This is a genomic window from Lysinibacillus sp. NPDC097195 (assembly GCF_044762075.1).
GTDB lineage: Bacteria > Bacillota > Bacilli > Bacillales_A > Planococcaceae > Lysinibacillus.
In genome coordinates this window covers 53001-68640 of the sequence record NZ_JBIWDP010000001.1, presented here as the reverse complement: position 1 = coordinate 68640, position 15640 = coordinate 53001, and the positions used below count along the sequence as shown (strand labels likewise).

Here is a 15640-nt window from a genome sequence, read left to right as displayed (position 1 = left end):
ATGCCTCGTACCTTCACATATTATCTTTATTCTGTTACTGCTACCTCATCATGACTAGAGTATCTGTCTTTCCCTGCTTTCTTAGACTGATATAAAGCTTTATCTGCTCTTTCAAATAAACTTAGCTCAGTTTCCTTTGGGCTTTCACAAATAACGCCGCCCATGCTGACAGAAATAATTGACCATTTCGTATTATCCATATTTTTAATGTTGCGGATTTTCGCCAAAATCGCATGCGCTAATTGCTCCATACACGCTTCATTCGTATCATATAAAACTATAGCAAACTCATCCCCACCAAATCTCACAACAAAGCCTCTTTTTTCTACCACTTCATTTAAAATGTTGGCCGTTTTAATAAGTATTCTATCACCTTCGGCATGACCGAATTGATCATTAACTTGTTTAAAGTTATCCAAATCAATTAATAATAATCCAGGCGTATTGTTTTTTCTTTTATTTAATATTTTATCCATTTTGCTAATATACGTTGCACGGTTAAAGACATTGGTTAGCGGATCGTAAGTTGCTAGTTGAATTGTTTTTGAAAACAATCTATTAATAACAATGAGCATAATAAATGCTGTTACTAATGCAATCATTAGGACAAACCAAAACTGTTTCGTATTATTGGCAAGTGCATTTAACTCTGTATCATTACCATACTTTACATAGACGACCCTTTTTGATGACGCTCCGCGAACTGCTTCGGCTTCATATGGTAAAAAACGATTTGTTTCAATATAGCCATTAGCTAACTTTCGTTGAAATTCAGTTGGCTTCATTGTTCGTAGTGCTTCTTTAAAATGCTGCTGAAATTGTTCAGACTGATTTGCTACAGTAATTCGCGTAGATTCTGTGTCGGAGAAAAATACGCCGCCAGCATTAATCGTTTGAACATCGAGCAAGTCATCATATTTTTCAATAAGATAAGACGATGTTTTCCCAAAATTAAAGGTTTGAAAAACAGGTACTTCGCTTAATTTTAGACCGAGCTCTAATAAATATTTCTTATCTGGTGTTGCTAAATAACTAAATTTACGATATTGACCTGTCGTTGTGGAAATATCAATACCATCTGTATAAAATTGTCCGCTATCTCTTCGTTCATCTAACAATGCGGAAAAATTTTTACAACATAAGGAAAAGTCATAACCTTTATCTTGGTCGAACGTTGTATAAATGACTTTATTTGATTGATCTAATATGTATATATCCATACCATCTTGCTTTTTCATTTGCTGTAAATTCCACGTATCAATATTTGGATTTTTTTCGTAATAGGCTACTAATGCCCGTAGCTGTTGTTCCATCTTATCCGAAATATTTGTATCAAAATAAAAGTGTGCATTATCTACAGCTTGCATATCCGTTAAAATATGATTTTCAATTAATGTTCGGTTACTAGCTTCTTGATTTTCAATATTGGCGATAAGAATTTGCCTATTCACATACGATATGACTGCAACTAGTATTAATGCAAAAGCAATTAAAGATAATAATAATTTAATCCGTAGTTTTTTCATTAACATGCCCTCTACTCATCTTCACTATCATTTTTTTGATTATAAAAATTTTTCGGTACGTCAACTTCCTCCACGTTATTTTATTGATATATCATATTATACAGTTATTGGGACAAACATGTAAAAAAAATCCTCGCTACTAATAATTTAGCACCGAGGATTTCTTTATTCTCTATTTTGTAAGCCTGCCAACTCGTCAGACGTTAACTCACGATATTCACCTAGCGCTAAGCTTTCATCAAGTTGTAAGCTGCCCATCGACAAGCGCTTTAAGTAAATAACACGTTTACCAACCGCCTCAAACATTCGTTTCACCTGATGAAATTTACCTTCTTGTATCGTCAATTCGATTTCGGATAGTGGGCCTGATTTCAAAATCACAAGCTCACCTGGTTTCGTTACATAGCCGTCATCCAGCTCTACACCACGAGCAAATTTCTCGCCGTCCTCCGGTGTCACAATTCCCTCTATTTTAGCATAATACACCTTTGGTACATGCTTTTTAGGGGATAATAAATTATGTGCCAAAACACCATCATTCGTTAACAGCAATAAGCCTTCGGTATCTTTATCCAGACGTCCAACTGGAAATGGTTGAAAATGTTGGTGCAAAGGGTCTAATAAGTCGATTACTGTTTCATCACGTAAATCCTCTGTAGCAGATATGACACCAGGTGGTTTATTCATCATATAATAAACAAATTCTGTGTAGACAACACGTTCGCCATAAACCACAACATTTTGTTGATCTGGATCAACATGCATGGCTGCATCTTTCACATAGGTGCCATCAACAGAAACGGCCTTTTGTTTTAGGAGTTGCTTAACTTCCTTTCGTGAGCCATAGCCCATATTGGCTAGTAATTTATCTAAACGCATAGTTCCTCCTATTTAATTCCTAATTTACTTGTAATACGTGTTAATCGCTCACCAAGTAATTTTTGTGCTAAACCAAGGCGTAATGATAAATAGCCATAAATAGCAACGCCAACTGCCGCACAAATCATAGAGTAAATGAGTGCAGAGAATTTACTATCCACTGGCCCCATAACAAGTTCTAATAGCTTATGAACAATTAATACACCAATTGCCATTGCAGCAGTTAAAAGGGTGATAAGCATGATGCGACGTAGTACCATAATTGATTTATAATTTAATGTTTTTCTCAAAACAACCATATTAATCAAAATGGAAACACTATAGCCGATCGCTGTAGCCAAAATCGCGCCATCTGCCTCTAGCCATCGAATTAACGAAATGTTCAACGCTAACTTAACTAAAATGCCTGATAATAAACTAAAGACAATCCACTTTTGAAAATCAATGCCTTGGAGTAATGCTGCTGTCACTTGGAATAAAGCAAATAAGATAGCCACTGGTGCATAATGCGCTAAAATGGCAGCACCCATTTCACTTTCCGAGTAAAGCAGAAAATAAATTTCATTTGCTAGTAATGAAATACCAACAACAGCTGGTAAGGTAATGAAAATTAATACTTGATATGTTTTATCCATTGCATTACGTAGCGATAAATATTCACCTTGTGTAAAATATTTTGTTATTGTCGGAACAAGCGCACTAGAAAAACCTGTAGCTAGCATAACTGGAATAATAACAACTTTATGTGTTGTAAAATTGATCATCGATAAATATTCATCTGTCACTTTTGCTAAGCCAATGGAACTCATCGCACCGTTAAACGTCACCATATCCACTAATTGGAACAATGGATTGGCCACCCCAACAAACACCATAGGTATCGAATACGTAATGACTTCTTTATAAATATCGGACATCGGTAGTTGTGTTGATGTGATACTTTGACTACGCAATAAATTAAATTCAGGCTGGTATTTTTTCCAATAGTAATAGAGCACCATTAAGCCACCAATCGCTCCAATAAACGCTGCAAATACGGCAAAAGAAACCGCTGTTTCAGGTTTGCCATTAAAGACCACAACGACTAAGAAAGAGCCACCTAATAACACGACAATTCGGACAATTTGCTCCACTAACTGCGAAACTGCTGTTGGTTGCATTTTGTCATAGCCTTGGAAAAAACCACGCCATAAACTCATAAATGGCACAACAATCAGTGCAAAACTGACCCAGCGAATAACAGAAGCAATTTGCTCAACTGTAAATTTTTGCTCATCACTTTTAATCACAAGCTCACCAATCGGTGTTGCCAAAATAAAGAGTGCAGCAAAGGACAAAATACCAGTTATCATCATAATCAGTATGCCTGACTTCATCAGCTTACGTCCTGATTGATAATCGCCCATTGCATTGTATTTGGAAACAAATTTAGAAACAGCAATCGGTGCACCCGAAATTGCTATTGCGAGCATAATTGAGTAAGGAATATAGGCATATTGATAAAGCGCGATATTTTCTTGCCCAACAATCGCATAAAAGGGGAAAACATAAATTAATCCAAGTACCTTGGATAAAAACATTCCTAATGTTAATATCGCAGTACCTTTCATTAAATTGGACATCGTATCCATCCATTCATTAGTAAAATCAAAATTAAAAAGTGAGACATCATCACTTTTGACTCATTAAAACAAGTAAACCAACTGTTATCTTAACATATTTAAAAGAAAACAGATGCATAATTACACTGAAAAGTTTTGCTACTTGCAATTAATCGTAAAGTACTCCCAAAAAAATAGCGGTTCAAAAAATCAAATCGATTCTTTGAACTGCTACTTCTATTTTACATATCAACAAAGAATTGTTTATACCATACTAGGAACACATAAGCTGTCCAAATATAGCGGCCACGATTTGCTTTGCCTTCATAATGTTCATCTAAATAACCCACTAATTGTTTCGTATCGAAAAATTCATTGGCAAAGTCCGTTGTAAACATGTCTTTCACCATATTGTAGTATTTTTCTTCACGTAACCAGTGGCGAATCGGTACTGGGAAACCAAGCTTTGGACGCTTTGCCCATTCTTCTGGTAATTCCTGATGTGCCGCTTGACGAAGCACGTATTTCGTATCAATATCATTTACACGATATCTAGACGGAATATCTTTTGCTAGCTCCATCACTTCTTTATCAAGAAATGGTACGCGTAATTCAATTGAATGCGCCATACTCATTTTATCGGCTTTTAATAAAATATCACCTGGCATCCATAAATTTAAATCTAAATACTGCATTTTAGTGATATCATCATCACCTGGTACTTCATCATAAATACGTTTTGTAATTGTTTGTACAGAAGGACCATTTTTGTAGTCAGGTTTTAGCACATTTAGTGCATCATCCTCGTCCCATACAACCGCTTCCCCAATAAAGCGCTCTTCTACCGTTTGACCGCCCTTTACAAGGAAATGTGTATATTGGTTTTTCGGTAATGCCTCTGCTATACCACGCAATGCTTTACGAAGACCGAATGGCACTTTTTCGTATTTTTGCATTCTTCCTGAGTTCTGGTACCAAGAATAGCCTCCGAAAATTTCATCGGCACCTTCACCAGACAGCACGACAGTGACATCCTTCGCAGCTAGCTCTGATAAGAAGTAAAGCGGCACTGACGATGGATTTGATTGTGGTTCATCCATATGCCATTGAATTTTCGGTAATGCTTCAAAGCACTCATCTGCCGAAATGTATTTTCGTTCATTTTGAATATTTAATGTATCTGATAAATCTTTTGCTAGGTTTGTCTCATTAAACATATCTTCATAATCAGAGAAACCAACAGAGAATGATTTATCTGGACGTAATAATGACGTTATATAACTAGAATCAATACCGCCAGATAGGAAAGATCCAACCTTAACATCACTAATTTGGTGCGCATCGACAGATTCTTTTACTGTTGAACGAATATCTTCAACATATTTTTCAATCGGTGCTTCTTTCGCATGGAATTTTTTATCCCAATATTGCACAATTTGTTTTTGTCCATTTTGGATAACCATATAGTGCGCTGGTGGTAACTTGAAGACACCTTTAAAGAATGTTTCGTCCATTGAAGAATACTGGAATGTTAAATAAGGACGTAATGCGTCTTTATTTAATTCTTTAATAAACGCCGGATGTGGCAAGAAAGATTTTATTTCTGAGCCAAAAATAAATGTTCCATCCGTCGTGTTTTCCGTATAATACAGTGGTTTAATACCGAAGCCATCACGTGCGATAAATTGTAAATCATTCTTTTTATCCCAAATGCAGAACGCGAACATACCGCGAAGCTGCTTGACGAATTCTACACCGTACTGGATATAACCGAAAATTAATACTTCACTATCTGATTTCGTTTTAAACGTATGACCTTTCGCTTGTAGGTCTTCACGTAATTCTTGGAAATTATATATCTCCCCATTGAAAACAAGCACGATGTTGCCATCCGGGCTATAAAGAGGTTGATTTGCCACGTCTGATAAGTCAATAATACTTAAACGACGGAAACCTAACGTTACTTTATCGTCACTATGAATACCACCACTATCCGGTCCACGGTGAATAATCGTATTCATCATATTTTCAATTGTTTGGTGATGATCAATCACATTTGTTCCATTAATATAGCCAATAAATCCGCACATCTATTTTTCACCTCATAATTTAGTGCATAACCTCTACCATCATAGCACGAAAAGCCATTCATTTCATGCTGTCATTATAGATAAAAAATTATAATGCACTTTATTATAATTTTCAATGTAAAGTAGCCGCCCTCTATAAAGACTTCATGTATAATAGGAAAGGTTCCTAAAAAAGAAAAGAAAGTGAGTTCACATATATGTATGATGTTATCGTTATCGGTGGTGGCCCTTCTGGATTAATGGCTGCTATCGCCGCTGGAGAACGAAAAAAGAAAGTCTTACTCCTCGAAAAAGGGACAAAGCTTGGGAAAAAGCTAGCCATCTCTGGTGGTGGTCGTTGTAATGTTACAAACCGTCTACCTGTTGAGGAAATCGTTAAACATATTCCTGGCAATGGCCGTTTTTTATATAGCCCTTTTACTGTTTATAACAATGAAGATATTATTAGCTTTTTTGAAGGCTTAGGCGTGGCTTTAAAAGAAGAAGATCATGGTCGTATGTTCCCTGTATCCAACCGTGCACAAGACGTCGTCGATGCACTGATTCGTCAATTACAACGACTACATGTTGAAGTACGCTTAAATACGCCTGTTAGCAAGTTACTAATGGATGAGGAAAAAATGCTTGGTGTGCGCTTAGCAGACGGTACAGAAGTACGTAGTGAAGCCGTAGTCGTTGCCGTCGGTGGGAAGGCAGTACCACAAACTGGCTCAACAGGCGACGGCTATCCTTGGGCTGAACGAGCAGGTCATAACGTGACCACATTATTCCCAACAGAAGTACCTGTGTTATCGAAGGAAGACTTTATTCAAACGAGAGAGCTCCAAGGATTAGCTTTACGAGATGTCGCAGTATCCGTTCTCAATAAAAAAGGCAAACCACTTGTCACACACCAAATGGACATGCTCTTTACGCATTTCGGATTAAGCGGCCCTGCTATTTTACGTTGTAGCCAGTTTGTCGTCAAAGAGCTTATGAAAACAGGATACGAACCGGTCACAATGCGAATTCAAACACTTGTAGATTACAATGAAGAAACTTGTCTGCAATATTTAAATAAGCTTATTAAAGAAGAGCCGAAAAAAGCTGTGAAAAATGTCTGGAAAGGTGTTGCACCGGAACGATGGTTATTGTTCTTATGCGACCGCGCCAATATTGATGTTCAAGTGACAGGTATTGAATTATCTCAGGACAAAATTCGTGCTTTAGCACATTTACTTGTCAATTTCACAATGACAGTTAGTGGTACGCAATCTCTCGATAAAGCTTTTGTAACAGGGGGCGGCGTCTCTGTAAAAGAAATTGAACCAAAAACAATGGCATCGAAGAAAAAAGCTGGTTTATTTTTCTGTGGTGAAATTTTAGATATTCATGGCTACACAGGCGGCTACAATATTACATCAGCGCTCGTGACAGGACGAATTGCAGGCATGAACGCCGCCTTGTAAAATCTCGATCCCATCTGGCTATGACTAAGTGATGACTCCTGCACAGAACAGCTCACAATGTAAGACGCAGGCATTCTACGCTCGCGAGGGTTGCGGCTTCCGATGTGCCCGCGGAAAGCACCGTCGCTGCGGACATCAACGACATAGAAAAGAGTTAGATTGAATGTAGTCAATCTAACTCTTTTTCATTTTTGTCACTGCTTCTTTTAACTTTCACTAGACAAATAAACTTCTTCATATGGTTGGATAATGACAAACCCTTCGCCCGAAAAGGCCATTTGAATGGATTCACCACTGCCTCGCCCAATAAACGTCCGGAAACTAATATCCGTTTTAAATTCTGGTGTTAAATTGCCTGACCACGCAACAGTAGCATGTGGATCTGTATAAACCGTCTCTCCGGGCTTTACTATTAATGTTAACGGCTCAAAATGAGTTGTAATCGCTACTTTTCCTCTCCCTTGTAACGTTACATTAAATAAACCACCTGACATAATACCAGCCATTTTCCGCATTAATTGTATATCCCAATTAATAGTAGGTTCAAATGCTAATAAGTCATTGCCATTTACACAAAGACTCTCATCTTTCAAATCAAAAATGGTCACTTTTTTCCCTTGATCTGCTAAATAAAGCTGGCCCTTGCCTTTTGCTTTCATCAGTTGTGTTCCTTCACCTGTAAATGCTTTTTTAAACATCTTCGACAGACCATGCTCTAAAACACGTTCGCGTTCAAACTTAATATCGCCTATGTATGAAATCATAGCCCCCATTTTCGACCAGACTTCACCATCTAAATTTACCTCTAGTACTCGTTCCGTTTCTAACTCAAAAAACTCATTCACATAGTCATCTTGTTGTGTAGTCTGAACAAACTCATTTAATGAATATTTCCCCATATCATTCGCCCCCTTCATACCCTTATATACGTCACTAGGCGTAAAAAGATTCACCGCCCAAGCCATCATATATGATATTTCACCAATTTTTTATGGTTAATCATAGTTCTTTATCCGTACAATATCGTTGCAAAATTTCTCTTTTAAAACCAAAATCACTTTATTTACCATAATGTTATTGACAGCAAACTATAGCTGTTATATGTTAGACGAAGATTAATCAAGTGTTGTATAACAATTACTACAAATAAAAACCGCATCAGTGTCATATGCGAAATGACACTAATACGGCTATACTTTCAAGTGCGAATTGAAAATAAAATTATCGTGTAGCGGAGACGTCTCCTACTTTTTGTGAAGCTGCTTTTAATGCTGTTTGTTTACGTACATCTGCACGTAATGTGATTGCAATAATGAATGAAATGGCAATTAAACCTGCAAATATATAAAAGACAGGAATGTAACTGTCATATGCATTACGAATAGTACTCACTAGAAGTGGACCAAATACACCACCTAATGACCAAGTTGTCAGTAAATAACCATGGATCACACCAAGTTGCTTCGTACCAAATAAATCACTTGCGAATGCAGGTAAGTTTGAGAAGCCACCACCATAACAACTAACTACTAAGAAAATAAGTGCTTGGAAAATAATAACGTTTGTCGTATGTGGTAATACGATAAATGTAATAAGTTGTGCTGTAAAGAAAATAACAAAGACGTTTGGACGACCAATATAATCAGACACAGCAGCCCAAATTAATCGGCCACCACCATTGAATAACCCCATTACACCTACCATTGCTGCGGCACCCGCAACTGATAAGCCGACAATTTCTTGTGCCATCGGAGAGGCTACAGAAATCATCATAATACCCGCTGTTACATTTACTAAATGCATTGACCATAACATCCAGAAATGCTTCGTTTTCACAGCTTCACGAGCTGACATAACAGCTAAATCTGTTTTCACTACTTCCTTGCCTTTTTCTGAAGCCGCTTTCATATTCGCAGGCATATAACCTGGTTTTGGCGGCGCTATATAAGAAGCCCCTAAAATCATTAACGTGAAGTAACATGCCCCTAAAATAAAGTAAGTTGTAGAAATGCCGACTGCTTCCATTAAGTTCGCTGCTACTGGTGCAGTAATCAGTGCACCCGAACCAAACCCTAATACAGCCATACCTGTTGCTAAACCACGACGATCTGGGAACCATTTAACTAATGTTGATACAGGTGCAATATAACCAATACCCATACCTAGTCCACTTAGTAAGCCGTAAGTTAGCCAGTACAATGTTACAGAATCCATAGAAATCGCAACACCTGCACCTGCTTGTCCTGCTCCAAACAGTACAGCAGCGACCATAGCAGATTTACGAGGACCCATTTTTTCTACTAAACTACCAAATAGTGCTGCCGAAAAACCAGCAAGCCCCATCATAATTGTAAAGGCAATCGTAACCTTCGTTTCACTCCATCCCATTTCTGTGACAATCGGTAGCTTGTATACACTGTATGCATATGCTCCACCAATCGAAAGGTGAATGGCGATCGCAGATAATGCAATTAACCATCTATTTTTATTCATAAATTCTCATTTCTCCCCTCTTTTGCTACCTGTGAAAATTCTATGAACGTCCATGTAAAACAATTTACCACTTATAATTATTCAAATGCAAGATGTTTTTCTAAAAAATATTATTTCTCCAAAAAGTTTTTTATCCCTTTAGATATCCCGATATCAATACAAACCCTACAGTACGTAAGCAAAAATACGTTTATCGGACAATATCACGAACATATTTTAGCGATAATTATTTTTCTACTGTACTTAATTAGTTATAAAACGTTATTTAAATATAATTATTTTTGTGCATATGTTCACATGCAATCCACTGCTTTTTGCAACCAGTCATGCAAATACAAATTAAAATGCAGCATACTAAAAGAAAATCCGAATAATTGACAGACAGAAATATTAGGGACAAAAGAGAATTTTAAAACGCTAACAAAGAAATTTTTTCCCGCACAAAACATTCACAACGTTTATAAGATAAGTAAACAAACCCACTAATTGATTAAATTGTAAATTATTTTACAACTCTAACTTGTATATTGTCTTTGTCAGATGGTATTGCTAATAATATTTTATTATTCAAATATAAATTTTCTGATATCCAGAAAAATCCCAATTATTCTTATGTCAACAACACTTCTATTACTTTATATAGCAATTGTTATAGAACACAATTGAAACCAATACAATAATCTGTAATTGTATTACAACAAGCACTCTTTTATGTTACTTTATTATAGAATGATAGTCCTATTACATTGCTAGAAAAATGGGTTTTGCTATCTCCGTTTACAAGGAGCCTTCATATCGAAAAATACACAACTGAGGTGATGAAGCTATAAAAGGTTGCTTTTTAGGCATTCCTTTTCATTGTTATGAAAAACATATCATTACGACTAAAAATGTTTATCTTTTCGTTTATTATTGTGATTTTTTCTATTTCGACGAGTGGGGCCATTATGATCCATAATCTAGCCGGTGCTTTAGAAAAGGAATTCGGGGCCCGTGCTATTGCAATAGCACGAACCGTATCTCAGCTTACTGAAGTGCAAAATAATGTAGGGACTAAAGCGGGATTTGACATTATTCAGCCAATAGCTGAACGTATTCGCTTAACAACAGATGTTGATTACATTGTCATTATCGATATGGATCGTATTCGTTATTCACATCCATCTGAAAGTAAGCTCGGCACTGTGTTTGAAGGTGGCGATGAAATAGAAGCTTTCTCTCAACATGAATACATATCTAAAGCACGTGGCGTATTAGGCTATTCCGTTCGAGCCTTCGTTCCTATTATGAATGAGGAAGGTACCAAACAGGTTGGCGTTATTACCGTTGGGCTACTCGCACCAAAATGGTATAACCTTTTAGACGAATATCAATTCGATATATTAGTATCACTATTTTGGGGCCTAGTAATCGGGTTAGGAGGTTCTGTCTGGGTTGCTAACCATTTAAAGCGTCAAACCTTTAACCTAGAGCCTTACGAAATAGCCAGATTAGTAGAAGAACGTTCAGGTATTATCCAAGCGATGGATATTGGTATTTTAGCTACCGATGAATGTGGCAATGTCACGTTTATGAACCGTTTAGCAAGGCAATATACACATTTCTTTGGACAAAAAGCTTCCCGCAAAACATTGTTTAAGGACACATGGCTCGCAGAAGACACTATTCAACAACACGAAATCTACCGACCATTGTTAATGTTCGAGCAAATGTATTTAGTGCGGACAATTCCGATTCGCATTATGGAGCAAAACGCAGGCTATCTTATTATGTTAACCGACCGCAAAGAAGCCAATATGCTTGCCGAAGAATTAACAGGTATAAAAATGCTCGTCGATTCTTTGCGAGCACAACAACATGAATACATGAACCGCCTCCATAGTATCGCTGGCCTTATTCAATTAGAACGCAATGATGATGCTTTAAGCCTTATTATTGATGAAATTACCGATGAAGAGGAACTAATCCAAAGCTTGCATGATAAATTTCAAGATTATTCAATTCAAGGTTTATTACTTGGTAAATTCTCACGCGCTAAGGAACTTGGCGTGGAGCTGACAATTGATGAAAATTCAAATCTCGTGGACTTTATGAGTGGCTTATCGAGTGGCGATATTATTACGATTATTGGCAACTTATTGGATAATGCGATGGAAGCATGCTTTGAATGTGTCAATAAGGATGTGCACTTAACGATTATTGGGGATAAACATTATTTATTTATCGAAGTGCAGGACAGTGGTAAAGGCATTGAAGGCGTACCACATCGCATTTTTGATTATGGATTTAGCACGAAACAAAAAGAAGGACATGGCATAGGGCTTGCCCTTGTCAAACAAATTGTGGAATCCAACAATGGCACAATTCAAGTAGATTCAACTGTTCATATTGGCACAACAATTACAATTAAAATAGGGGTGACGGCAGAACAATGAGCAAACATACAGTTTTTATCGTAGAAGATGATCCAATGGTCCTTGAGGTAAACAAAGGATTCTTAAATAAAATGAGCGGTTTTCAACTTATAGGTGAAGCAGTGAATGGACGTGAGGCTTATGAAAAAATTATCATTCAACAACCCAACCTTATTTTACTTGACATGTTTTTACCAGATATGACCGGCATGGAATTGTTTTTAAAAATTCGAGCACAGCGTATTCCTTCCGATATTATTATGATTACGGCAGCTCGGGACGCACCTACAGTCCAGGAATCACTAAGACTCGGGGCCATCGATTATCTAATAAAACCTTTTCGTTTTGATCGTTTTGAAAAAGCTTTACTGCAATATAAAAATGCTACAAAAAATTTACTAAGTACATCGACAATTAATCAAGAACATATCGATCAGTGGTTAGGCATACAACATGAAATGCATGAACTACCAAAAGGTTTGAACAACATTACAATGGAGCAAATTTTAAGTTACTTAACGACACACCAAGCACCTATTACCTCTGAGCAGCTAGCACAAAATGTTGGCATGGCGAGAGTAACTGTAAGAAAGTACTTAGACTTTTTAGCTACAAAGGGCACTGTCCATATTGAATTAAAATACGGAACAGTTGGACGACCTACCAAATACTATTCGATGAAATGAAATATTTGTGTTGTCCCGACAATTAAAAAGAATCTGCTCTTTTCATGGGTAAAGTCAAATTCCCGCAAAGATTAGCAGATTCTTTCTTTATTGTAAAAGCAACATTTCTTAGTCCCATTCAATAAAACATAACAAATCATTAAATACCATAAATACCAAAACGTTCATTAATACCATAATATTGAGTATTTTGATATTTCAAATAAAATAAAGAACGTTCACATCTTCCATAGAATAGAGGTGAATTTGTATGTGGTGCAATCGCATTTACAGACAATTTGTTAGCGTTATCATTTTGCTGACAGTGCTATTAGTTGCTTGTCAGCAACAAGAATACCCCACAGACAACGAGCAGTTAAGTCATGAAGAACAAATTGTTATTCGATTTTCGCATGTAGTTGGTGAAAACACACCGAAAGGCATGGCAGCAGTGAAGTTTGCCGAACTCGTTAAACAACGTAGTAATGGTCATGTAGAAATTCAAGTCTTTCCAAACGGCGTTCTTTATAAGGATGGCGAAGAAATGAATGCGCTATTACGCGGCGATATTCAGATGATCGCTCCCGCCATATCAAAAATAACAACGCTTGTCCCTGAATGGTCAGTTATGGACTTGCCATATGCATTTAAAAATGCCGATGAAGTGCATACATACGTTGAGAGTGAAGTTGGTCAATCTTTAATGAAGAAACTAAACGATCATAATCTGTTTTCAATAGGCGTTTGGGATAGTGGATTTAAGCAGTTCAGTAACAGCATCCGCCCTATCGAAGAAGTTTCTGACTTAAAAAACTTACGCATGCGCATCATGCCGAGTGATATTTTAGCAGAGCAATTTTCCAGCGTTGGAGCATATCCAAAACGCATTGATTTCAACACCGTTTTCCATCAACTACAAAAAGGCAATGTCGATGGCCAGGAAAATACACTAACGAATATTACAAGTAAAAATCTGCACTCTCTGCAAGATTATTTGACGATTAGTAATCACGGGTATTTAGGTTATTTACTACTTATGAACAACGAATTTTGGCAGTCGTTACCGCAAGATGTGCAAACATTACTAATCGATACATTAGCAGAAGTACAGCGATGGGAATGGCAACTTGCCGAAAAACTTACGGTAGAACGTTTGCAAGAAATGGAAGCTTGCAGTTGTATTAATATTCATTACTTTACAGATGAGGATGTCGAGAAATGGGAGTCTGCATTTGAACCGGTTTATGATTATTACGCCAAAAACTATAGCAAGAAATATATACTTGCGCTACCAAAAAACCAAGCACGGCAATAATTTGGGTTTAAAGGGGATCCTTTTAACTATAATCAAAACTTTAAGGGGGATTTGCAATGAAAAAATGGCTTCTTATGTCACTCATGGCTGTACTTGTACTCGCATTGGCAGCTTGTGGCGGCGATAAAAAAACACCTGCTTCTGCTCCAGCAGCCGAGGGAGATGGTGGTTATACAAAGGACAAACCACTGATCATTAAGTTTTCTCACGTTACATCAATTGACAGCGTGAAAGGGAAAGCAGCTGATGCTTTTGCAAAATTAGTGGACGAGAAAACAGACGGTAAAGTGAAAGTGGAGGTATACCCTTCTTCCCAATTATATGGCGATAATGATGAGCTTGATGCATTAGTATCTGGAAACGTACATATGATTGCTCCATCTGTAACAAAAATGGTGAAAATCGACCCTCGTTGGCAGTATGTGGACATGCCATATCTTTTTGAGAATGAAGAGCATGTTCGTAAATTCTTTAACTCTGACGTAGCTAAAACAATTTTGGAATCCGATCAATTAGCGGCAAATGATATTAAAGGTTTAGTATTCTGGGAAAATGGCTTCAAGCATTTCTCTAATAACAAACATCCACTTGTAAACGTTGAAGATTTTAAAGGTTTAAAATTCCGTGCACAAGCAGGTAAAGTACTAGAAGCGCAATTTAAAGCTTTAAATGCTGGCTCTGCTACCATTTCATTTGGTGAAACATACGCTGCACTTCAACAAGGAACAGTTGATGGACAAGAAAACACATTTAACAACTTTGATACTCAAAAATACCAAGAAGTGCAAAAGTACTTCTCTGTATCAGAACATGGTCGTCTTGACTATGCCATCTTTGTAAACAAACCATTCTGGGAAAAGATCCCTACAGATTTATTAAAGGCGGTCGAAGACTCTTTAGCTGAAGCAACAACATTAGCTTGGGAATTAGCTGCTGAAGAAAATGAAAAATCATTTGAGAACATTAAAAACTCTGGTATTGAAGTAATTGAATTAACAACTGCTCAAAAAGATGCCATCAAAGCTGAGCTAGAGCCTGTTTACGAAGAATTCGGTAAAGCAATTACTGAAGAATTAATTAACGGTATTCGTGATTTAAAATAAGTTCTTCAACAATGAGTGTCGATAAGTAATCGACACTCACTCTTTTTCTTAAAGTAAATCGCTTACAAAATTACAATATCGATTTTTCAACGAATCGACGTTTTAC

General features: G+C 37.0%; 11 protein-coding genes. 5 read left to right on the top strand and 6 right to left on the bottom strand.

Annotated features, from left to right (window positions below; all coding sequences use genetic code 11):
• Positions 1–26: 26 nt before the first annotated feature.
• From ACIQXI_RS00330 to asnB, 4 genes are all read right to left on the bottom strand, one after another.
• Positions 27–1526, bottom strand: coding sequence for a diguanylate cyclase domain-containing protein (locus ACIQXI_RS00330; RefSeq protein ID WP_402920198.1), 1500 nt, complete (start codon positions 1524–1526; stop codon positions 27–29).
• A gap of 165 nt (positions 1527–1691) precedes the next feature.
• Positions 1692–2405 carry a pseudouridine synthase gene (locus ACIQXI_RS00325; protein ID WP_402920195.1) on the bottom strand — a complete coding sequence of 238 codons (714 nt, stop codon included), beginning with the start codon at positions 2403–2405 and terminating at the stop codon, positions 1692–1694.
• Between the two features lie 8 nt (positions 2406–2413).
• Entirely contained in the window at positions 2414–4027 is a 1614-nt protein-coding gene (locus ACIQXI_RS00320; RefSeq protein WP_402920192.1) for a putative polysaccharide biosynthesis protein, read from the bottom strand.
• 221 nt (positions 4028–4248) lie between these two features.
• Positions 4249–6096, bottom strand: coding sequence for an asparagine synthase (glutamine-hydrolyzing) (gene asnB, locus ACIQXI_RS00315; RefSeq protein WP_402920189.1), 1848 nt, complete (start codon positions 6094–6096; stop codon positions 4249–4251).
• A gap of 197 nt (positions 6097–6293) precedes the next feature.
• Here asnB and ACIQXI_RS00310 point away from each other — a divergent pair, with 197 nt between their 5' ends.
• Positions 6294–7544: a BaiN/RdsA family NAD(P)/FAD-dependent oxidoreductase gene (locus tag ACIQXI_RS00310; RefSeq protein WP_402920186.1), complete on the top strand. Its 1251-nt coding sequence runs from the start codon at positions 6294–6296 to the stop codon at positions 7542–7544.
• A gap of 206 nt (positions 7545–7750) precedes the next feature.
• Here the strand turns inward: ACIQXI_RS00310 and ACIQXI_RS00305 are convergent, their stop codons facing one another.
• Both ACIQXI_RS00305 and ACIQXI_RS00300 read right to left on the bottom strand, forming a co-directional pair.
• Complete coding sequence (locus tag ACIQXI_RS00305; RefSeq protein ID WP_402920183.1) at positions 7751–8443, bottom strand: AIM24 family protein; 693 nt, start codon at positions 8441–8443, stop codon at positions 7751–7753.
• Positions 8444–8765: 322 nt separating this feature from the next.
• Positions 8766–10037: an L-lactate MFS transporter gene (locus ACIQXI_RS00300; protein ID WP_402920180.1), complete on the bottom strand. Its 1272-nt coding sequence runs from the start codon at positions 10035–10037 to the stop codon at positions 8766–8768.
• Between the two features lie 947 nt (positions 10038–10984).
• On the opposite strand from ACIQXI_RS00300, the gene ACIQXI_RS00295 reads away from it, so the two are divergent.
• The 4 genes from ACIQXI_RS00295 to ACIQXI_RS00280 all read left to right on the top strand — a co-directional run bounded on the left by ACIQXI_RS00295 (position 10985) and on the right by ACIQXI_RS00280 (position 15534).
• The gene (locus ACIQXI_RS00295) at positions 10985–12472 is read left to right on the top strand and encodes an ATP-binding protein (protein WP_402920177.1); all 1488 of its coding nucleotides are present in this window, start codon (positions 10985–10987) and stop codon (positions 12470–12472) included.
• Positions 12469–13137, top strand: a complete 669-nt coding sequence (locus tag ACIQXI_RS00290; protein WP_402920174.1) for a response regulator — start codon at positions 12469–12471, stop codon at positions 13135–13137. The genes ACIQXI_RS00295 and ACIQXI_RS00290 overlap by 4 nt, the downstream gene beginning before the upstream one ends.
• 250 nt (positions 13138–13387) lie before the next feature.
• Entirely contained in the window at positions 13388–14431 is a 1044-nt protein-coding gene (locus ACIQXI_RS00285; RefSeq protein WP_402920171.1) for a DctP family TRAP transporter solute-binding subunit, read from the top strand.
• Positions 14432–14487: 56 nt separating this feature from the next.
• Positions 14488–15534 carry a DctP family TRAP transporter solute-binding subunit gene (locus ACIQXI_RS00280; RefSeq protein WP_402920168.1) on the top strand — a complete coding sequence of 349 codons (1047 nt, stop codon included), beginning with the start codon at positions 14488–14490 and terminating at the stop codon, positions 15532–15534.
• Positions 15535–15640: the final 106 nt, after the last annotated feature.